The sequence below is a fragment of the Pseudomonas sp. Au-Pse12 genome (assembly GCF_021341665.1).
GTDB lineage: Bacteria > Pseudomonadota > Gammaproteobacteria > Pseudomonadales > Pseudomonadaceae > Aquipseudomonas.
Genome location: NZ_JAJTTH010000003.1, coordinates 103,727 through 122,130 on the forward strand (window position 1 = coordinate 103,727; position 18,404 = coordinate 122,130).

At 62.5% G+C, this 18,404-nt stretch carries 18 protein-coding genes and 1 pseudogene; 10 read left to right on the forward strand and 9 right to left on the reverse strand.

The features are described from left to right. Positions 1-55: 55 nt before the first annotated feature. Positions 56-2,377: a hybrid sensor histidine kinase/response regulator gene (locus LXM55_RS08765; protein ID WP_233320038.1), complete on the forward strand. Its 2,322-nt coding sequence runs from the start codon at positions 56-58 to the stop codon at positions 2,375-2,377. On the opposite strand, the gene LXM55_RS08770 is transcribed toward LXM55_RS08765, so the two are convergent. The 3 genes from LXM55_RS08770 to msrB all read right to left on the reverse strand — a co-directional run bounded on the left by LXM55_RS08770 (position 2,361) and on the right by msrB (position 3,800). After that, positions 2,361-2,822 carry a MarR family winged helix-turn-helix transcriptional regulator gene (locus LXM55_RS08770; protein ID WP_233320039.1) on the reverse strand — a complete coding sequence of 154 codons (462 nt, stop codon included), beginning with the start codon at positions 2,820-2,822 and terminating at the stop codon, positions 2,361-2,363. The genes LXM55_RS08765 and LXM55_RS08770 overlap by 17 nt on opposite strands. After that, complete coding sequence (locus LXM55_RS08775) at positions 2,819-3,304, reverse strand: glutathione peroxidase (protein WP_233320040.1); 486 nt, start codon at positions 3,302-3,304, stop codon at positions 2,819-2,821. The genes LXM55_RS08770 and LXM55_RS08775 overlap by 4 nt, the downstream gene beginning before the upstream one ends. Positions 3,305-3,407: 103 nt before the next feature. Beyond that, positions 3,408-3,800: a peptide-methionine (R)-S-oxide reductase MsrB gene (gene msrB / locus LXM55_RS08780; RefSeq protein WP_233320041.1), complete on the reverse strand. Its 393-nt coding sequence runs from the start codon at positions 3,798-3,800 to the stop codon at positions 3,408-3,410. A gap of 224 nt (positions 3,801-4,024) precedes the next feature. Between msrB and LXM55_RS08785 the strand changes: the two genes are divergently transcribed. Together LXM55_RS08785 and htpX are read left to right on the forward strand one after the other, a co-directional pair. Continuing rightward, entirely contained in the window at positions 4,025-5,236 is a 1,212-nt protein-coding gene (locus LXM55_RS08785; RefSeq protein WP_016965070.1) for a pyridoxal phosphate-dependent aminotransferase, read from the forward strand. Between the two features lie 302 nt (positions 5,237-5,538). Continuing rightward, complete coding sequence (htpX, locus tag LXM55_RS08790) at positions 5,539-6,426, forward strand: protease HtpX (RefSeq protein ID WP_016965069.1); 888 nt, start codon at positions 5,539-5,541, stop codon at positions 6,424-6,426. Positions 6,427-6,488: 62 nt separating this feature from the next. Here the strand turns inward: htpX and LXM55_RS08795 are convergent, their stop codons facing one another. Beyond that, complete coding sequence (locus tag LXM55_RS08795; protein ID WP_233320042.1) at positions 6,489-7,157, reverse strand: thiopurine S-methyltransferase; 669 nt, start codon at positions 7,155-7,157, stop codon at positions 6,489-6,491. Positions 7,158-7,259: 102 nt separating this feature from the next. Here LXM55_RS08795 and LXM55_RS08800 point away from each other — a divergent pair, with 102 nt between their 5' ends. Further along, positions 7,260-8,027 carry a DODA-type extradiol aromatic ring-opening family dioxygenase gene (locus LXM55_RS08800; protein ID WP_233320043.1) on the forward strand — a complete coding sequence of 256 codons (768 nt, stop codon included), beginning with the start codon at positions 7,260-7,262 and terminating at the stop codon, positions 8,025-8,027. Positions 8,028-8,121: 94 nt separating this feature from the next. Here the strand turns inward: LXM55_RS08800 and LXM55_RS08805 are convergent. Further along, a pseudogene (locus LXM55_RS08805) lies at positions 8,122-9,829 on the reverse strand (DEAD/DEAH box helicase). Between the two features lie 76 nt (positions 9,830-9,905). On the opposite strand from LXM55_RS08805, the gene LXM55_RS08810 reads away from it, so the two are divergent. Beyond that, positions 9,906-10,121: a hypothetical protein gene (locus tag LXM55_RS08810; RefSeq protein WP_233320044.1), complete on the forward strand. Its 216-nt coding sequence runs from the start codon at positions 9,906-9,908 to the stop codon at positions 10,119-10,121. Positions 10,122-10,215: 94 nt separating this feature from the next. After that, positions 10,216-11,007, forward strand: a complete 792-nt coding sequence (locus LXM55_RS08815) for a crotonase/enoyl-CoA hydratase family protein (RefSeq protein WP_233320045.1) — start codon at positions 10,216-10,218, stop codon at positions 11,005-11,007. Between the two features lie 50 nt (positions 11,008-11,057). Here LXM55_RS08815 and LXM55_RS08820 read toward each other — a convergent pair whose 3' ends face one another. After that, positions 11,058-11,813: a spermidine synthase gene (locus LXM55_RS08820; protein WP_233320046.1), complete on the reverse strand. Its 756-nt coding sequence runs from the start codon at positions 11,811-11,813 to the stop codon at positions 11,058-11,060. A gap of 161 nt (positions 11,814-11,974) precedes the next feature. On the opposite strand from LXM55_RS08820, the gene LXM55_RS08825 reads away from it, so the two are divergent. Next, the gene (locus LXM55_RS08825) at positions 11,975-13,321 is read left to right on the forward strand and encodes a class II 3-deoxy-7-phosphoheptulonate synthase (RefSeq protein WP_233320047.1); all 1,347 of its coding nucleotides are present in this window, start codon (positions 11,975-11,977) and stop codon (positions 13,319-13,321) included. A gap of 68 nt (positions 13,322-13,389) precedes the next feature. On the opposite strand, the gene LXM55_RS08830 is transcribed toward LXM55_RS08825, so the two are convergent. Together LXM55_RS08830 and LXM55_RS08835 are read right to left on the reverse strand one after the other, a co-directional pair. Then, the gene (locus LXM55_RS08830; RefSeq protein ID WP_233320048.1) at positions 13,390-14,604 is read right to left on the reverse strand and encodes a winged helix-turn-helix domain-containing protein; all 1,215 of its coding nucleotides are present in this window, start codon (positions 14,602-14,604) and stop codon (positions 13,390-13,392) included. Between the two features lie 64 nt (positions 14,605-14,668). Next, positions 14,669-14,890 carry a DUF1127 domain-containing protein gene (locus LXM55_RS08835; RefSeq protein ID WP_233320049.1) on the reverse strand — a complete coding sequence of 74 codons (222 nt, stop codon included), beginning with the start codon at positions 14,888-14,890 and terminating at the stop codon, positions 14,669-14,671. Positions 14,891-15,108: 218 nt separating this feature from the next. Here LXM55_RS08835 and LXM55_RS08840 point away from each other — a divergent pair, with 218 nt between their 5' ends. Beyond that, entirely contained in the window at positions 15,109-15,963 is an 855-nt protein-coding gene (locus tag LXM55_RS08840) for a LysR substrate-binding domain-containing protein (RefSeq protein WP_233320050.1), read from the forward strand. Here LXM55_RS08840 and LXM55_RS08845 read toward each other — a convergent pair. Next, on the reverse strand, positions 15,953-16,702 hold the full coding sequence (locus LXM55_RS08845) for a sulfite exporter TauE/SafE family protein (protein ID WP_233320051.1): 750 nt from the start codon (positions 16,700-16,702) through the stop codon (positions 15,953-15,955). The genes LXM55_RS08840 and LXM55_RS08845 overlap by 11 nt on opposite strands. Before the next feature lie 105 nt (positions 16,703-16,807). Between LXM55_RS08845 and LXM55_RS08850 the strand changes: the two genes are divergently transcribed. Both LXM55_RS08850 and LXM55_RS08855 read left to right on the forward strand, forming a co-directional pair. Then, a complete protein-coding gene (locus LXM55_RS08850; RefSeq protein WP_233320052.1) occupies positions 16,808-17,758 on the forward strand; it encodes a LysR family transcriptional regulator in 951 nt (316 codons plus the stop codon). 75 nt (positions 17,759-17,833) lie between these two features. Further along, positions 17,834-18,295, forward strand: a complete 462-nt coding sequence (locus LXM55_RS08855) for a MarR family winged helix-turn-helix transcriptional regulator (RefSeq protein ID WP_233320503.1) — start codon at positions 17,834-17,836, stop codon at positions 18,293-18,295. Positions 18,296-18,404: the final 109 nt, after the last annotated feature.

Genomic DNA, 18,404 nt, shown 5'->3' on the forward strand with positions numbered 1-18,404 from the left:
AAGATGATCAGCTATGCTTGCGCAGCGAAGGGAAACAAAAGTGGTTCAACCCCCCATGGATATCAAGTTCACCAACCGCCTGTCCTATAAACAGGCTCGGCTCACCGTACTGGTGGGTTTCATTCTGGGGACCGCGCTCAGTCTGCTGCAAATCGGCATCGATTATGCCAGCGAAGACGCCTCCATCAATCGTGAAATCCAATCGCTGCTGGAAATCAGTCACAACCCGGCCTCGCGCATCGCCTACAACATCGATGCCGAACTGGCTCAGGAGTTGACCCTGGGGCTGCTGCGCTCACCGGCGATCATTCGCGCGCAGTTGATCGACAACAACAATACCCTGCTGGCCAACGTCGAACGTCCGCCGCAACAGAACGGCTATCGGGCCATCAGCGACTTCCTGTTCGGCGCCGACCGCCAGTTCGAGGACCGCCTCTACCTCAGCCACCTGCCCGAGGAATCCCTCGGCACCCTGCACCTGGACGTCGATACCTATGCCTTCGGCAGCCGCTTTCTGCGCCGCGCCGAGGTCACCCTGATCAACGGTTTCGCCCGGAGCCTGATCCTGACCGGGATTCTCCTCGCGCTGTTCTACGTGATGCTGACCAAACCCCTGGTGGGCGTGATCCGCGAGCTCAGCAGCCGCGACCCGCGCAGCCAGAAGCAGGCCAAGCTGGAGTTTCCCCATGGCCACGAGAACGATGAAGTCGGGGTACTGGTCAAGGTGGCCAACCAGCAGTTCGAGATCATGGCCACCGAGATCCAGCAGCGGCGCAACGCCGAGAACCGCCTGACCGAATACCTCGGCCAGCTGGAGAACATCGTCTCGGCCCGCACCACTGAACTCAAGGCCAGCAACGCCCGCCTCAGCCAGTCCAACGAGGAACTGGAAGTCGCCCGGCGCACCGCCCTGGACATGGCCCAGGCCCGAGCGGCGTTCCTGGCCAACATGAGCCACGAGATCCGCACCCCGCTCAATGGCCTGCTGGGGATGATCGCGCTGTCCCTGGACAGCCCGCTGAACCCCGAGCAGCGCCAGCAGCTGTCGATAGCCCACGACTCCGGCAAGGTCCTGGTGGAACTGCTCAACGATATTCTCGACATGTCCAAGTTCGATGCCGGGCAACTGGAGCTGGAACGCATTCCCTTCGACCTTGGGGTGCTGGTGGAAGACACCGCCAACCTGCTGTCGCAAAACGCCGCGGCGAGTGTCGAGCTGGCGTGCCTGATCGCCCCGGACTTCCCGGCCCTGGTGCTCGGGGACCCGATGCGGGTGCGGCAGATCGTCAGCAACCTGCTGTCCAACGCCCTCAAGTTCACCCGCTTCGGCCGCGTCGATGTACGCCTGAGCACTCTGGGCGACGGAGTACGCATCGAGATCTGCGACACCGGCATCGGCATCGCCCAGGAAGCCCAGGTGCGGATCTTCCAGCCCTATACCCAGGCGGGCGCTGGCATCACCCGACAATACGGCGGCACCGGCCTGGGCCTGGCCCTGACTTACAACCTCTGCGAGGCCATGAACGGACGCCTGAGCATCAGTTCTGAAGTCGGCTTCGGCAGCCAGTTCTGCGCCGATCTGCCGCTGCCTTGCCACACCCCAGCCGCAGCACCGCCGGCACTTTCCGGCAACATCATCGCCATCACCGATGCTGGCAGCGGCCTGGCCGAGCTGCTGGCCAGCCTGCTGCCCCACTGGGGGCTGAGCTACCAGCGCTGTAATATCGAGGACTCCCTGGTCGGGCTCGATCCCGACCTGCTGATCACCGACTGCCCGGAATGCCTGTTCGGCCTGCGTCCGGCGATCAGCGCCCCGATCCTGCTGGTGACCGCCTATGGCAGTTTCCTGCCCAGCGAAGAGGCCAATGCCCTGGCGCCGCTGCAACAACAGGCACGGCCCCTGGCGCGCAACGCGCTGTACCAGACCCTGCGACGCTCGTTGCTGGCGGAAACCATCACCCTCAACGACGCCCAGCTGGAAATGCCGACGCCGCTGCGTCGAGCGGACATTCTGCTGGTGGAGGACAACCCGGTGAACCAGCTGGTGGCCAAGGGCATGCTGAGCAAGCTCGGTTGCGCGGTCACCGTGGCGGCCCATGGCGCCGAAGCCCTCAGCCAGCTGGAACAGCATCGTTTCGACCTGGTGCTGATGGACTGCAACATGCCGGTCATGGATGGCTACGAGGCCAGCCGGCAGATCCGGCGCAGCGGGCGCTGGCCAGACCTGCCGATCATCGCCCTGACCGCCAACGCCATGCCCGAGGAACGCGAACGCTGCCGCGCCGCTGGCATGAGCGACTACCTGGCCAAGCCATTTCGCCGCGAAGAGCTGATCGCCCTGCTGGACCTCTGGGTGCCGACTACGACAAGACTTTGATCTGTTGCAGCAAGCGATCCAGGCCGTCGCGCAGTTGATCCAGGCTATCGAGGTCGACCCCGCTGTCGCACAGCAGCGCCGCCTTCAACGGCGGTACTTGCGCGCGCAGGGCCAGGCCGCTGTCACTCAGGCTCAAATGCACTTCGCGCTCATCGCGCCCGGAACGCTGGCGCTGCACCAGTTGCAGCTGTTCCAGGCGCTTGAGCAGCGGGGTCAAGGTTCCGGAATCCAGGGCCAGCCGCTCGCCCAGGGCTTTCACCGTCGGCAGGGGGGGAGGCGCTGCCTGCCACTCCCACAGCACCAGCATCACCAGGTACTGCGGGTAGGTCAGGCCCAGGCGGTCGAGCATCGGCTTGTAGCCACGGACCACCGCTCGCGAGGCCGCGTACAGCTTGAAGCACAGCTGGGAATCGAGTTTCAGTGCATCCACGGAACCGTCGTTCATTTGAGCAGGGCTTCAATCTCGCGGGTCAGGTCCTGAGGCTTGGTCGCCGGAGCGAAGCGCTTGACCAGTTGGCCGTCCCGACCGATCAGGAACTTGGTGAAGTTCCACTTGATGCCCTGGGAACCCAGGACACCGGGAGCGCGCTTCTTCAGCTGGACGAACAACGGGTGGGCCGCGGCGCCATTGACGTCGATCTTCTTGAACAGCGGGAAACTCACGCCGTAGTTGAGCTCGCAGAACTCGGAAATCGCCCCTTCATTACCTGGCTCCTGCTTGCCGAACTGATTGCACGGAAAGCCCAGCACCACCAGCCCCTGGTCCTTGTAGGTCTGCCATAGTTCTTCCAGCCCCTTGTACTGGGGGGTGAAGCCACACTTGCTGGCGGTGTTGACCACCAGCACGGCCTTGCCGGCGAAGTCCGCCAGGGTCTTCTGTTCACCCTTGATGGTGGTGCAGGGAATAGTCAGCAGCGCGTCGGTCATGGCAGCAACTCCATTCAAGATAAGAGGCGGTAAAAATAGCGCTCAATTAAATAGCGTGCAATTTAATTGAGCGAAAGGCGACTCCACAGAATCGCCCAGGTGCCTAGCGCGGAACCAGATCCAGGCACACCGAGTTGATGCAATAGCGCAGGCCGGTGGGCGGCGGGCCATCCGGGAACACATGGCCCAGGTGCGCGTCGCATTTGGCGCAGACCACTTCGGTGCGGATCATGCCGTGGCTCACGTCGCGAATCTCGACCATGGCGCTGTCGGCAATGGGTTCGAAGAAGCTCGGCCAGCCACACCCGGAATCGAATTTGGCCTTGGCGTCGAACAGCGCTTCATTGCAGCAGATGCAGTGATAGACGCCGTCGGTCCTGGTGCCGTTGTACTTGCCCGAGAAGGGCCGTTCGGTGCCCTTGAGCCGGCAGACGTTGTACTGCTCCGGATCGAGCATCGCCCGCCATTCTTCCAGGGTTTTTTCCAGCTTTTCCATGGTCCTTCCTCTGCAACGGAAAAAGCCCGATCTGTGTCTTTTCCACGGATCGGGCGGCACGTATGATTGCGCCTCGTCAGACACCAGTCTGGCAGCCGCGTTACACCCATTCAAACGGATTTTGCCGCAGCCGGTGCGGGCTACAGGCCGGTGTGACACGGCAGGATTCCCAGTACGGTAGTTCATCCTCCGCCTGGATCGTTCATTTTCGGGAACACATCGCCATGCAGGTCAGCAAATCGAACAAGCTCGCCAACGTCTGTTATGACATTCGCGGCCCAGTGCTCAAGCACGCCAAACGTCTGGAAGAGGAAGGCCATCGCATCCTCAAGCTGAATATCGGCAACCCGGCGCCCTTTGGTTTCGAAGCGCCGGACGAAATCCTCCAGGACGTGATCCGCAACCTGCCCACCGCCCAGGGCTACAGCGACTCCAAGGGCCTGTTCAGTGCCCGCAAGGCGGTGATGCAGTACTACCAGCAGAAGCAGGTGGAAGGCATCGGCATTGAGGACATCTACCTGGGCAACGGTGTTTCCGAGCTGATCGTGATGGCCATGCAGGCCCTGCTCAACAACGGCGACGAAGTGCTGGTGCCGGCCCCGGACTATCCACTGTGGACGGCCGCGGTGAGCCTCGCCGGTGGCAACCCGGTGCACTACCTGTGCGACGAACAGGCCAACTGGTGGCCGGACCTGGCCGACATCAAGGCCAAGATCACCCCGAACACCAAGGCCCTGGTGATCATCAACCCGAACAACCCGACCGGTGCCGTGTACCCCAAGGAAGTGCTGCTGGGCATGCTGGAACTGGCCCGCCAGCACAACCTGGTGGTGTTCTCGGACGAGATCTACGACAAGATCCTCTACGATGACGCCGTGCATATCTGCACCGCATCCCTGGCGCCGGACCTGCTGTGCCTGACCTTCAACGGCCTGTCCAAGTCCTACCGCGTGGCCGGTTTCCGCTCCGGCTGGGTGGCCATTTCCGGTCCCAAGCAGCATGCCCTGAGCTATATCGAAGGCATCGACATGCTGGCCAACATGCGCCTGTGCGCCAACGTGCCCAGCCAGCACGCGATCCAGACCGCCCTGGGCGGCTACCAGAGCATCAACGACCTGGTGCTGCCGCCGGGCCGCCTGCTGGAACAGCGCAACCGCACCTGGGAACTGCTCAATGACATTCCCGGGGTCAGCTGCGTGAAACCCATGGGCGCGCTGTATGCCTTCCCACGGATCGATCCGAAAGTCTGCCCGATCCATAACGACGAAAAGTTCGTTCTGGACCTGCTGCTTTCGGAAAAACTCCTGGTGGTCCAGGGCACCGCCTTCAACTGGCCATGGCCGGATCACTTCCGCGTCGTGACCCTGCCGCGGGTGGATGACCTGGAACAAGCCATTGGTCGGATCGGAAGTTTCCTCAAGTCCTACCGCCAATAACGGCGAAAACGCAGTGCGATCCTTCCCCGATCGCACTGCGATTAATTCAGCAACACATCTTCGCTGCCCTGCTCCACTCCCCTTCTATAAGCTTGCACTTTCCGTCCTGCCCACTGTCACATGTCTGCACGCACAGCCGGGTGAAGGCCGCCCTGGCAATCCGTCATGGCGTTGTCATGCAAGCGTCTAGACTCGGCCTGTGCGACACAGTTTGAAATAGAAGCCGTATTGAATAGGCGGTTGCCGCACCTTATATAGCCCGCAGTACGCTACATCTTTAGCTTGAGGAGATTTCTACAACCATGATGCGAATCCTGCTGTTTTTGGCCACTAACCTTGCGGTCGTGCTGATTGCCAGCATTACCCTGAGCCTTTTCGGCTTCAACGGGTTCATGGCGGCCAATGGGGTTGATCTGAACCTCAATCAGCTGCTGATTTTCTGTGCGGTCTTCGGTTTTGCCGGTTCGCTGTTCTCGCTGTTCATCTCCAAGTGGATGGCGAAGATGAGCACCAGCACGCAGATCATCACCCAACCGCGCACCCGCCATGAGCAATGGTTGCTGCAGACTGTCGAGCAACTGTCCCGCGAAGCCGGGATCAAGATGCCCGAAGTGGGTATTTTCCCAGCCTACGAGGCCAACGCCTTCGCCACCGGCTGGAACAAGAACGACGCCCTGGTGGCGGTCAGCCAAGGCCTGCTGGAGCGCTTCTCGCCCGATGAAGTGAAAGCCGTGCTGGCCCACGAGATCGGTCACGTTGCCAACGGCGACATGGTGACCCTGGCGCTGATTCAGGGCGTGGTGAACACCTTCGTAATGTTCTTCGCGCGGATCATCGGCAACTTTGTCGACAAGGTGATCTTCAAGAACGAAGAAGGCCAGGGCATCGCCTACTACGTGGCGACCATCTTCGCCGAGCTGGTCCTGGGCTTTCTGGCCAGCGCCATCGTCATGTGGTTCTCGCGCAAGCGTGAATACCGTGCCGACGAAGCCGGTGCCCGCCTGGCCGGCACCAACGCCATGATCGGCGCCCTGCAGCGCCTGCGTTCGGAACAGGGCCTGCCAGTGCATATGCCCGACACCCTGAACGCCTTCGGCATCAATGGCGGCATCAAACAGGGCCTGGCTCGCATGTTCATGAGCCACCCGCCGCTGGAAGAGCGTATCGACGCCCTGCGTCGTCGCGGCTGACCCACTGCAAGGCAATACCCAAAAGGGCGACGCAAGTCGCCCTTTTGCATGGCCGCTAAAAACTATCCAGCCGCATCCTGTTTGCTCAGGCGATAAACCCGCTCCACCAGCCGGGTCACGCCACCCTGGAGAAACTTCCAGCTCTCCCCAAGAATGTCGCGCTCTGTTTCCACCTGCAGCTGCCAGACGCCCCCCAGGCGTTGCCGGACCTCATCGTCGAGCACCGCAAATGGCGGGCCGTCCAACTGCTCCTGGGCGTAATCCATGGTGATCAGCAGCCCCTTGCTGCCATTCGGCAACAGGCCATTGAGGTGGGCGGCATAGCGCTGTCGCATCGGCGGGGGCAAGGCAATCATGGCTGCGCGGTCATACAGGGCCGCGCAATCAGCCGTGTCCTCGGCGGTCAAGGCAAAGAAATCGCCGCACCAGAGCTGGATCGGACCGTGGGCGTAGACCTTAAACACCCCGTGCTGGCGGATCTGCGGCTGCAACTGGTGCTCACGAAAGAAATCCTCCACCGCCTTTTCCGCCAATTCGATGCCCAGCACCTCGAACCCTTGGTCGGCAAGCCAGATCAGGTCCAGGCTCTTGCCGCACAACGGCACCAGCACGCGGGTTTGCGCCGCCAGCCCCAAGGCCGGCCAGTACTGCTGCAGGTAAGGGTTGACCTCTGCCAGGTGAAAGCCGATCTGATCGCGCTCCCAACGTTTTTGCCAAAAGTCCGCTTGCATGAGAAGTCCTTAAAATTCGATCAAAAAGCGCTAAAACTTATATTAGATTTAGATCATTGATCTGATTGAAGATGGCGCATCTTAACCTTCAGGAGCCCCTTCATGCTTCCCAGCCTGTTCATCTCCCATGGCTCTCCCATGCTGGCCCTGGAACCCGGCGCCAGCGGCCCTGCCCTGGCCCGTTTGGCCGCCGAGCTGCCAAGACCCAAGGCGATCCTGGTGGTTTCGGCCCACTGGGAAAGCCAGGACCTGCGGGTCAGCGCCAGCCCGCACCCGGAAACCTGGCACGATTTCGGCGGTTTTCCCGCAGCGCTGTTCGCTGTGCAATACCCGGCCCCAGGCAGCCCGGAACTGGCCGCCCAGGTGGTGGAACTGCTCCAGGCCGATGGGCTGCCGGCGCAACTGGACAGCCAGCGCCCCTTCGACCACGGCGCCTGGGTGCCGCTGTCACTGATGTATCCGCAGGCGGATATGCCGGTGGTCCAGCTCTCGCTGCCCAGCCGCCAGGGGCCGGCGTTGCAGACTCGCGTCGGTCACGCGCTGGCGATCCTGCGACAACAGGGCGTGTTGCTGATCGGCTCCGGCAGCATCACCCACAACCTGCGGGAGCTGGACTGGCACGCCGGCCCGGAAAGTGTCGAACCCTGGGCCAAGGCCTTCCGTGACTGGATGATCGACAAGCTGGCCGCCGATGACCAAGAGGCCCTGCATGACTACCGCCGGCAGGCGCCGCATGCCGTGCGCAGTCATCCCAGCGATGAGCACTTGCTGCCTCTGTACTTCGCTCGCGGTGCCGGGGGTGAATTCAGCGTGGCCCACCAAGGCTTCACCCTGGGCGCCCTGGGCATGGATATCTACCGCTTTGGCTGATGCTTCACCGGCAAGTCCGACACAAACTCCAGACAAAAAAATCCCCGAACCAGTCGGGGATTTTTTATGCCTGATCAATCAGCCCGAGGGCGGATCAATCTTCGCGGTAGCGACGCAGCTTCAGCTGCTTGCCGGCAACGCGAGTGTCCTTGAGCTTGGTCAGCAGACGGTCCAGACCGTCTTCCGGCAGCTCAACCAGGCTGAAGCTGTCGCGCACCTGGATGCGACCGATGGCTTCACGGGCCAGACCACCCTCGTTGAGGATCGCGCCCAAGAGGTTCTTGGCAGCGATACCGTCACGGGCACCCAGCGCGGTACGGCAACGAGCACGGCCTTCAGCCAGTGGCATTGGCGCGCGACGCTCGCGGTCACCACGATCAGGACGATCGCCGGAACGCTCAGGACGATCACCACGTGGCGCGCTGTTCGGCACCAGTGGACGCTCTTTCTCGATGGCTGCCAGGTTCAGCGCTTGACCGTTGGTGGCCTTGCGCAGCAGGGCCGCGGCCAAGGCACGCGGGCTGCAACCGATGTCAGCGGTCAGGCGATCCAGCAGATCACCGTGGGTCGCTTCAGCATCGGCTACCAGCGGCGACAGGCTGTTGGTCAGCTTCTTGATGCGAGCATCAAGAACGGCCTGGGCGTCCGGCAGGCGAACTTCAGCCACTTTCTGCCCAGTCACACGCTCGATCACTTGCAGCATGCGGCGCTCACGCGGAGTCACCAGCAGCAGCGCGCGGCCTTCGCGACCGGCACGGCCGGTACGGCCGATACGGTGCACGTAGGATTCCGGGTCGTACGGCATGTCCACGTTGAATACGTGGGTGATGCGCGGTACGTCCAGGCCACGGGCGGCTACGTCGGTCGCCACAACGATGTCCAGACGGCCATCCTTGAGGGAGTCGATCACGCGCTCACGCTGGTTCTGGGCGATGTCACCGTTCAGCGCAGCGGCTTTGTAGCCTTTGGCTTCCAGGGCACTGGCCAGGTCCAGGGTCGCTTGCTTGGTGCGCACGAACATGATCAGGGCGTCGAAATCTTCAACTTCCAGCAGGCTCAGAACGGCAGAGGTCTTCTGGTCAGCGTGAACCAACAGGTGAGCCTGTTCGATCGCGGTAACGGTCTGGGTCTTGCTCTGGATCTTGACGTGTTTCGGGTCCTTCAGGTGACGCTCGGCGATAGCCCGGATCGACTGCGGCAGAGTGGCCGAGAACAGTACGGTCTGGCGGGTTTCCGGCATGGCCTTGAAGATCACTTCCAGGTCATCCATGAAGCCCAGCTTGAGCATTTCGTCGGCTTCGTCGAGAACCAGGTGGTTCACGGTGGCCAATACTTTTTCGTCGCGACGCAGGTGGTCGCACAGACGGCCCGGCGTGGCGACAACGATCTGTGCGCCATTACGGATTGCTTTCAGTTGTGGGCCCATCGGCGCACCGCCGTAGACGGCCACAACAGTCACGCCCGGCATTTGCTTGGCGTAGGTTTCGAAAGCGGTTGCAACTTGCAGCGCCAACTCACGGGTTGGGGCCAGGATCAGAGCTTGCGGCTCGCGCTTGGACGGATCAATGCGGTGCAGGATAGGCAGGGCAAAGGCAGCGGTTTTACCGGTACCGGTTTGCGCCTGGCCAATCATATCGTGCCCGGCAAGGATGATCGGGATCGACTGCTGCTGAATAGCCGAAGGCTCTTCATAGCCGGTAGCGACTACTGCAGCGACAATATTGGGATGAAGTTCAAGAGCGGCGAAGCCGCCGATTTCCTGGGTCATGGGTCTGCCTCTAAGTGCATCCGCAAAGACCCATGCTCCAAAGCTGCGCATGCCGTGTAAGACTCAAGAGTCACCCTGGCAGCTTTGTCGGCGGGGATTTGCGAAAACGATTGAATGAATGGATCGTCAAGGATAGTCCGCGCAGCGGACAAGCAGCCGAAGCTGACTTCGGGGAATTGCATCACCTAAACGTGGCCTGGCTAAAGGCCGGCGCGCACTATACCGGAATTACTCAAAAAAGGGAGTTTTTTTTATCGGAAAAATCCGCTGAACACCCGATTGTCATGGGCTTTGCGCAGGCTTCAATGGCGCGCTATTTTGCTTAGGCCCAGCGCTGTTGGTCATCGCGCTTAAACGGTTCATCTTTGTACATGAAACCGCCCACACCCACCTCCCCTCTTTCTTCCCAGGACTGCCCCCATGAACCCGCCCAGTGCCAGCCGTGTCAGTCGCGAACTCCGTGGTCATCTGTTCCTTATCGGCCTGGATCGGGTGGCCAAGCGCAATGCCTTCGACCTCGATTTGCTCAACCAGTTGAGCCTGGCCTATGGCGAGTTTGAAGCCAGCAGCGAGGCGCGGGTCGCGGTGGTGTTCGGCCACGGTGAACACTTTACCGCCGGGCTCGACCTGGCCAACGTCGGCGCCGCCCTGGCCCAGGGCTGGCAGGCGCCACCCGGCGGCTGTGATCCGTGGGGCGTATTCGCCGGGCCACGGGTGAGCAAGCCGGTCATCGTTGCCGTGCAGGGTTACTGCCTGACCATCGGCATCGAGCTGATGCTGGCCTCCGATATCAACCTGTGCGCCAGCAACACCCGCTTTGCCCAGATGGAGGTGCAGCGCGGGATCTTCCCCTTCGGCGGCGCGACCCTGCGCCTGCATCAATTGGCCGGCTGGGGCAACGCCATGCGCTGGCTGCTGACCGGGGACGAGTTCGACGCCCATGAAGCCCTGCGCCTGGGCCTGGTGCAGGAAGTCATGGCCAGCGAGGACCTGCTGCCCCGGGCCATCGAACTGGCGCAGCGGATTGCCCGACAGGCGCCGCTGGGAGTGCAAGCGACCTTGATGTCGGCACGTCAGGCCAGGCTTGAGGGGGAAACGGCGGCCGCCCGGGAGCTGCCGCCGCTGGTGCATAAACTGATGAACAGTGAAGACGCCAAGGAGGGCCTGCAGGCGATGATCGAGAAACGGCCGGGGCTGTTCAAAGGCTGTTGAACGGCCTGGCCGGCAGATCAGTCGCCGGCCAGGCGGCTCTGGCGGGTGTCTCAAGTCGCGGGGCGGATGGCCTTGATCAGCGGTTGCAGAGAGTAGCCCAGGCGCGGCGCCAGGGCTTCGGCCCGGGCGTTCAGGCCTGGCAGATCGAGCTCCTGGTCGAGATCGGACGGCACGATCAGAATCACGTTGCCCTCCTTCACCGGCAGCTCCCAGTAGTGCCGGTGATAGAGCCCACGCAACAGGGCCGCGCCGAGTGGCTTGCCATCATCGGTAGCCCATTGGTTGATCACCAGCCAGCCACCGGGGTTGAGGCGCTTCTGGCAGTTTTCCAGGAACCCCCAGGCCAGGTGCCCGACGCCAGGACCGACATCGGTGTACAGGTCGACGAAGATCAGGTCGGCCGACTCGGCACTGTCCAGCAGCTCCAGGGCATCGCCGACTCTTATATAGAGACGCGGATCATCATCCAGCCCCAGGTACTCGATGGCCAGGCGCGGCACATCCGGGCGCAGCTCGATGGCCTCGACATCCTCCAGCGGCAGGAACTTCAGGCAGGCCTGGGTCAGGGTGCCGGCGCCCAGGCCGAGAAACAGCGCACTCTCCGGCGCGGCATGGCACAGGGCACCGATCAACATGGCGCGGGTGTAGTCGTACTCCAGCCAGCTGGGGTCGGCGGTGAACACACAGCTTTGCTCGATGGCATCGCCAAACTCGAGAAAACGGTAATCCGCCACTTCCAGGACCCGGATCATGCCGAATTCGTCGTGCACTTCGGCGAGCAGGCGCTCGACGCGCTCCTCAGTCATGTCATCTCCTAGCCGCGCGGGCACAGAACCTTGCCGGCGCGATAAACCAACCGCTCGGCAGCGAGCGGGAAAGGCGCGATTGTCGGCCAAGCGAGAGGAGCAGGTCACGCACTAATTTGCTGCTAACATGCCCCTCCCACCGTAAAACACTCGAGTCCGCGATGAGCCAACCCTGGAGCCCCGACAGCTGGCGCGCCTTGCCGATCCAGCAACAACCCCAGTACCCCGATGCCGCGCACCTGCTGCAGGTCGAGCAGAGCCTGGCCAGTTATCCACCGCTGGTGTTTGCCGGTGAAGCCCGGGAGTTGCGCCGTCAGTTCGCCGAAGTCACCCAGGGCCGGGCCTTCCTGTTGCAGGGCGGCGATTGTGCCGAAAGCTTTGCCGAATTCTCCGCGGCGAAGATCCGCGACACCTTCAAGGTGCTGCTGCAGATGGCCATTGTCATGACCTTTGCCGCCGGCTGCCCGGTGGTCAAGGTCGGACGCATGGCCGGCCAGTTTGCCAAGCCACGCTCGGCCAACGACGAAACCATCAACGGCGTGACCTTGCCGGCTTACCGTGGCGATATCGTCAACGGCATCGGCTTCGATGAAAAAAGCCGGGTACCGGACCCGGACCGCCTGCTGCAGTCCTACCACCAGGCCACCGCCACCCTGAACCTGCTGCGGGCCTTCGCCCAGGGCGGCTTTGCCGACCTGCACCAGGTGCATAAATGGAACCTGGACTTCATCGCCAACTCGGCCCTGGCCGAGAAGTACAGCCAACTGGCCGACCGCATCGATGAAACCCTGGCCTTCATGCGCGCCTGTGGCATGGACAGCTCGCCGCAACTGCGCGAGACCAGCTTCTTCACCGCTCACGAAGCCCTGCTGCTCAATTACGAAGAAGCCTTCGTGCGTCGCGACAGCCTGACCAACGACTACTACGACTGCTCGGCGCACATGCTGTGGATCGGCGACCGCACCCGCCAGCTCGACGGTGCCCACGTCGAGTTCCTGCGCGGGGTGAACAACCCGATCGGGGTCAAGGTCGGCCCGAGCATGAACACTGAAGAACTGATCCGCCTGATCGATATCCTCAACCCAGACAACGATCCTGGCCGCCTCAACCTGATCGTGCGCATGGGGGCGAACAAGGTCGGCGATCATCTGCCACAGCTGATTCGCGCCGTGGAGCGCGAAGGCAAGCAGGTGCTGTGGAGCTCGGACCCGATGCACGGCAACACCATCAAGGCCAGCAGCGGCTACAAGACCCGGGATTTCGCGCAGATCCTGACCGAGGTCAAGGAGTTCTTCCAGGTGCACCAAGCCGAAGGCAGCTACGCCGGCGGCATTCATATCGAGATGACCGGGCAGAACGTCACTGAATGCATTGGCGGCGCCCGGCCGATTACCGAGGATGGTTTGTCGGACCGCTATCACACCCATTGCGACCCGCGGATGAACGCCGACCAGTCGCTGGAGCTGGCCTTCCTGATTGCCGAGACCCTCAAGCAGGTCAAGCGCTGAGGTTGCCTTTGGCGGGCAAGCCTGCTCCTACAAGGGCTGTGTAGGAGCGGGCTTGCCCGCGAAGCGCTTCACTCCAGCACCTCACGCAGACGTCGCGCGCCATCACGCGGGCAATTGAGCTGAATCTGCTCCAACCCCAGCCAGCTGGCCATCTGTCGCAATTGCACGGCCAATGCCCGGATTCCCTCCTCGTCCAGGCCCGGCTCTTCCTCATGCACCGCATGCACCGCCAAACGCCCCAGGGCCCGCTCCGCGCGCAGGTCGACCCGGGCGACAATCCGCTCATTGTGCAGAAACGGCAGCACGTAATAGCCATAGACGCGCTTGTGCTGGGGCGTGTAGATCTCCAGCCGATAGCGGAAATCAAACAGGCGCTCGGTGCGGCTGCGTTCCCAGACCAGTGAATCGAAAGGTGACAGCAACGCGCTGGCCTCGACCTTGCGCGGCACCCTGGCCTGGGGCAGGCAGTAAGCGCGGTGTTTCCAGCCATGAACCTCACAGGCCAGCAGCTCGCCAGACTCCAGCAGCTCGGCCAGCCGTGCGCGACTGTCACCGGGGTCGAGCCGAAAGTAATCCCGCAAGTCCTTTTCCGTGGCCACTCCCAACGCCGTGGCGGCCTGCAGCAGCAACTGGCGCTGGGCCTGGGCTTCCTCCAGCAACGGTTGCTGGAGGATCGCCGCCGGGATCACCCGCTCCGGCAAGTCATAAAGGCGCTCGAAGCCGCGGCGCCCGGACACCGTCACCTCGCCGGCGGCGAACAACCATTCCAATGCATGCTTTTCAGCGCTCCAGTCCCACCAAGGGCCGGCCCGTTCTTCACGAGTGGAAAGGCTGCCGGCCCCCAACGCCCCCTGCTGCTCCACGGCCGCCAGCACCCGGCGCAGGGTGGCCTGCTGCTCCAGGCCAAAACGCGCCAGTTGCGCATAGATGCCCTGGCCCTGACGCGCCCGCTGCATCCGCCAGCGCAGCAAGGGATACATGGACATCGGCAACAACGAGGCTTCATGCCCCCAGTACTCGAACAAGGTGCGCTGGCGCCCCTGGCTCCAGGCGGCCTGATCGAGCAACGGCTGTGGATAACTCCCGAGACGGGAAAACAGCGGCAGGTAATGAGCGCGCACCAGGGCGTTGACCGAATCGATCTGCAACAGGCCCAGACGCTCTATCTGCTGATTGAGCCGTGTCGCCTTGATCGGTGCCGACAGCTGGCGCCCGCCGAACCCTTGGGCGGCCAGCGCCAGTCGACGTGCCTGCTTGAGCGAAAAAGAATGTTGTGCGGGCATGGGCTTCTCCTGGTCTGCCCGCACGCTAGCGCACCCCGGACCGGCTTGTGTAGTCGTCACCGGTTTATTTGTGCATCGGGTCGTCCCAGAACGGCCGTATCACTTCACGCTCGACATCCGCCCGGCTGAGCCCCAGGTCATGCAACGCCGAGTCACTCAGGCTGGCAAGCATCCGGCGCTCCTGTGCCACTGCATGCCAGCGCGACACATGGCGCCACAGTGAGCGCAACGACAAGCCCTGGAATGGCCGTTTGTGAATCAGCAGATAACCTTTTTGCGCTTTCATGGTCCCGTCCTCCCGTGGTGATAGAGCACAGTTTCTTCCCGGGACAATGATCAATCCAACGAATGTTTCTTATACAATACATCTTGTGATTTGATGAATACCCCAGCTCGGCACGCATTCAGCGGCTCCCCTCATGACAAGGATGACGCCACAGCCTGGCGGGGAATAAGATCAAGTCCAGGAATGCCTACCACTCCATGCATCTCAGGATTTGATCAATGTCCCAGTTCCCCAGCATCGACACCGAAGTCCTGCGCACCTTTGTCGCCATCGCCGATGAAGGCGGCTTTACCCGGGCTGGCGAACGGGTCAATCGCACCCAGTCGGCGGTGAGCATGCAGATGAAGCGCCTGGAGGAAGACGTGCTGCAGCGCCAGCTGTTCCAGCGCGACGGACGCCAGGTCAGGCTGACCGCCGAAGGCCAGGTGCTGCTGGGCTATGCCCGGCGCATCCTGAAACTGCACAGCGAAGTGTTCAATACCCTGCGCGAACCGCACATGGTGGGGCTGGTACGCATTGGTACACCGGATGACTATGTGATGCGTTTCCTGCCGGGAATTCTGTCGCGCTTCGCCCAAAGCTACCCACTGATCCAGATCGAGGTGCATTGCGAATCGTCCAAGCAACTGCTGCAACGCCAGGATCTGGACCTGACCATCGTCACCCGCGAGCCGGGCAGCGAGATCGGCCAGCTACTGCGCAAGGAGCGTTTCGTCTGGGCCGTGGCCCAGTGCTTCACGCCTCACGAGCAGACGCCACTGCCGCTGGCGATGTTCAACAGCGACTGCTTCTGCCGGCTGTGGGCCTGCAATGCCCTGGATGCCGCCGGTCTCGACTATCGCATTGCCTACAACAGCTCCAGCCTGTCGGCGATCATGGCCGTGGTCAGTGCCGGGCTGGCGGTGACCGCGCAGCTGGAAAGCCTGATCACCCCGGACCTGCATATCCTTGGCGAAAACGAAGGGCTGCCCGAACTGCCCGAAGCCAGCATCATGCTGCTGCGCAACCTCAATCAGCCCTCGCCCATCACCGAATGCCTGGCGGAACACATTATCGAAGGCTTCAAACTTTAAGCCCCAGCATCACCGCGCACACCACCAGGAAGCCGCAGAACAAGCCACGTAGCAGGCGCTCAGGCAAGGCATGGGCAACCCTCACTCCCCAGCTGATGCTCAGCAAGCCGCCGGCCGCCAAAGGCAGGCCGATCATCCAGTCCACCTGATGATGAAAACCGTAGGTCACCAGCGTGACACCGGTACTGGGTAGCGCCAAGGCCAGGGACAGGCCCTGTGCAACCACCTGGGTAGTGCCGAAAACACTGGTCAGCACCGGGGTTGCGACCACCGCGCCGCCGACACCAAAAAGCCCGCCCATGGCTCCGGAGGCCGCGCCCAGCACGCCCAGCCACGGCCAGGGGTAACGCATTTCGGCGCTGGCCGGGGCACTGGCCATGAACAGGCGAAGCAGGTTGTAGGCAGACAGAAACAGAAGGAAGGCAACAAAACCGATGCGCATCTTCTGTGCATCGATGCCCACCGCCCAGATCGAACCGAGCCAGGCGAAACTGAAACCCATCACGGCCAGGGGCAAGGCGTGGCGCAATTCGATGCGGTTGCGCTGGTGATAGCGCCACAGCGCCAGCAGCACATTGGGCACCACCATCACCAGCGCCGTGCCCTGGGCGATCTGCTGGTCCAGGCCGAACAGCACACCGAGCACCGGAATGGCGATCAGGCCACCGCCAATGCCAAACAAACCACCCACGGTACCCAACGCCGCGCCCAACAATAGATACATCATCAACTCGATCACAGCCGCTCTCCTCACCTGAGAGCTGCATGCTACGCAGTCGGCCCTGGCACGGAAACGCACAGCAACGCACAATGGCTTTGCCGTTTTCGCACAAGCGAGTTGACCATGAATCCCAATACCCTCACTGAACAACTCGGGCTGTTTCTCGATGTGCTGGAGGCCGGCAGTTTTTCCGCCGCCGCCCGCCGCCATCCGCTGACGCCTTCGGCGGTGGCCCGGCGCATCGACAGCCTGGAAAGCGCCGTGGGCACCACCCTGTTCATGCGCACCACCCATGCCGTGGTCGCCACGGCCGCCGGCCTGGCCTTTGCCGAGCGAGCCCGACGTATTGTCGCTGAACTGCAACTGGCGCGGGCCGAGGCAGTGTCCCTGAGTCATGCGCCGGAAGGGCTGATCCGTATTGACGCCCCGGCCGCCTTCGGTCGCCGTCACCTGGCGCCGGCCATTGCCGATTTCCTGGCGCTCTACCCGGGGCTGGACGTGCAGTTGCACCTGATCGACAGCTTCGTCGACATGCAGGGCTCGCACCTGGGCAAGGTCGACCTGGTGCTGCGAGCCGGGCAACGGGTCGATACGCGGATGGTCGCCACGTCACTGGCCAGCATCGTGCGTATCGCCTGCGCCAGCCCGTCCTACCTGAAAAGCCGGGGCATCCCGAGCCACCCCGCCGAACTCAGCCAGCACGATGGCCTCGACTGGGACGGCCTGGCGCCGCTGTTCGCCTGGCGCTTCGAACTCGACGGCCAAGTGCAGAGCCATCGCCCGCAGCGTATCCGCCTCAGCGCCAACAACGCCGAAGCCCTGCTTTCCGGAGCCCTGGCCGGCTTGGGCATAGCCCACCTGCCCACGTGGTTGGTGAGTGAGTACCTGCTGCGCGGCGAGCTGGTGCCACTGTTCTGCGACGGCGGCCTGCCCAAGCCGGAAACCGCCGGCATCTATGCCTTGCGCATGGAACAGCATCCCAATGCCCGCAGCCGCCTGTTGCTGGAGTACCTGAAAAGCCGCTTCAGCCCAGTGCCGCCATGGGACCTGGCGCTACAAAGTGCGATGGGCTGACCTCGGAGAAAATTATCTGGCGCATTAAAGACTCGCCCGCTAGATTCAGGACCATTAATGATCAAGGCCGCCTACATGACCACCGAACGCTCCACCCAGGACTCTTGCGATCAACTGCTGCTAGACAACCAGGTTTGTTTTGCCCTGCACTCGACGTCGCTGATGCTGACCAAGGTCTACAAACCGCTGCTGCAAAAACTCGGCCTGACCTACCCGCAGTACCTCGCGATGCTGGTGCTCTGGGAACGGGACGGGCTGACGGTCGGCGAGATCAGCCAGCGCCTGCTGACCGACCCCGGATCGCTGACGCCGTTGCTCAAGCGCCTGGAAGCCGAGGGCCTGCTCAGCCGGACCCGCAGCCGGGAGGATGAGCGAGTGGTGATTGTCGAACTGACGGAACAGGGCCGGGCGCTGCGCGAGCAAGCCCGGAATATTCCACAGTGCATCCTCGGAGCCAGTGGCCGGAGCGTGGCGCAGTTGCAGCAGCTGCAGGAAGACTTGCAAGTACTGCGGGGGCATTTGCAGAACCGTCTTTGAGGCTTCACTGGCGCGCCAGCGCCTACCGCGCGGCCTGGCCTTATAAAAAATATCTTTTTTAAAATCAATGAGTTGATCGATTCACAGGTTGCCAGGCTGCGGTTTTCGT

Bases quoted from the DNA above. Each gene is read 5' to 3' on its own strand.
- LXM55_RS08765 (WP_233320038.1), top strand. From the start codon at position 56: ATGGATATCAAGTTCACCAACCGCCTGTCCTATAAACAGGCTCGGCTC.
- LXM55_RS08770 (WP_233320039.1), bottom strand. From the start codon at position 2,822: ATGAACGACGGTTCCGTGGATGCACTGAAACTCGATTCCCAGCTGTGC.
- LXM55_RS08775 (WP_233320040.1), bottom strand. From the start codon at position 3,304: ATGACCGACGCGCTGCTGACTATTCCCTGCACCACCATCAAGGGTGAA.
- msrB (WP_233320041.1), bottom strand. From the start codon at position 3,800: ATGGAAAAGCTGGAAAAAACCCTGGAAGAATGGCGGGCGATGCTCGAT.
- LXM55_RS08785 (WP_016965070.1), top strand. From the start codon at position 4,025: ATGCAGGTCAGCAAATCGAACAAGCTCGCCAACGTCTGTTATGACATT.
- htpX (WP_016965069.1), top strand. From the start codon at position 5,539: ATGATGCGAATCCTGCTGTTTTTGGCCACTAACCTTGCGGTCGTGCTG.
- LXM55_RS08795 (WP_233320042.1), bottom strand. From the start codon at position 7,157: ATGCAAGCGGACTTTTGGCAAAAACGTTGGGAGCGCGATCAGATCGGC.
- LXM55_RS08800 (WP_233320043.1), top strand. From the start codon at position 7,260: ATGCTTCCCAGCCTGTTCATCTCCCATGGCTCTCCCATGCTGGCCCTG.
- LXM55_RS08815 (WP_233320045.1), top strand. From the start codon at position 10,216: ATGAACCCGCCCAGTGCCAGCCGTGTCAGTCGCGAACTCCGTGGTCAT.
- LXM55_RS08820 (WP_233320046.1), bottom strand. From the start codon at position 11,813: ATGACTGAGGAGCGCGTCGAGCGCCTGCTCGCCGAAGTGCACGACGAA.
- LXM55_RS08825 (WP_233320047.1), top strand. From the start codon at position 11,975: ATGAGCCAACCCTGGAGCCCCGACAGCTGGCGCGCCTTGCCGATCCAG.
- LXM55_RS08830 (WP_233320048.1), bottom strand. From the start codon at position 14,604: ATGCCCGCACAACATTCTTTTTCGCTCAAGCAGGCACGTCGACTGGCG.
- LXM55_RS08835 (WP_233320049.1), bottom strand. From the start codon at position 14,890: ATGAAAGCGCAAAAAGGTTATCTGCTGATTCACAAACGGCCATTCCAG.
- LXM55_RS08840 (WP_233320050.1), top strand. From the start codon at position 15,109: ATGTCCCAGTTCCCCAGCATCGACACCGAAGTCCTGCGCACCTTTGTC.
- LXM55_RS08850 (WP_233320052.1), top strand. From the start codon at position 16,808: ATGAATCCCAATACCCTCACTGAACAACTCGGGCTGTTTCTCGATGTG.
- LXM55_RS08855 (WP_233320503.1), top strand. From the start codon at position 17,834: ATGACCACCGAACGCTCCACCCAGGACTCTTGCGATCAACTGCTGCTA.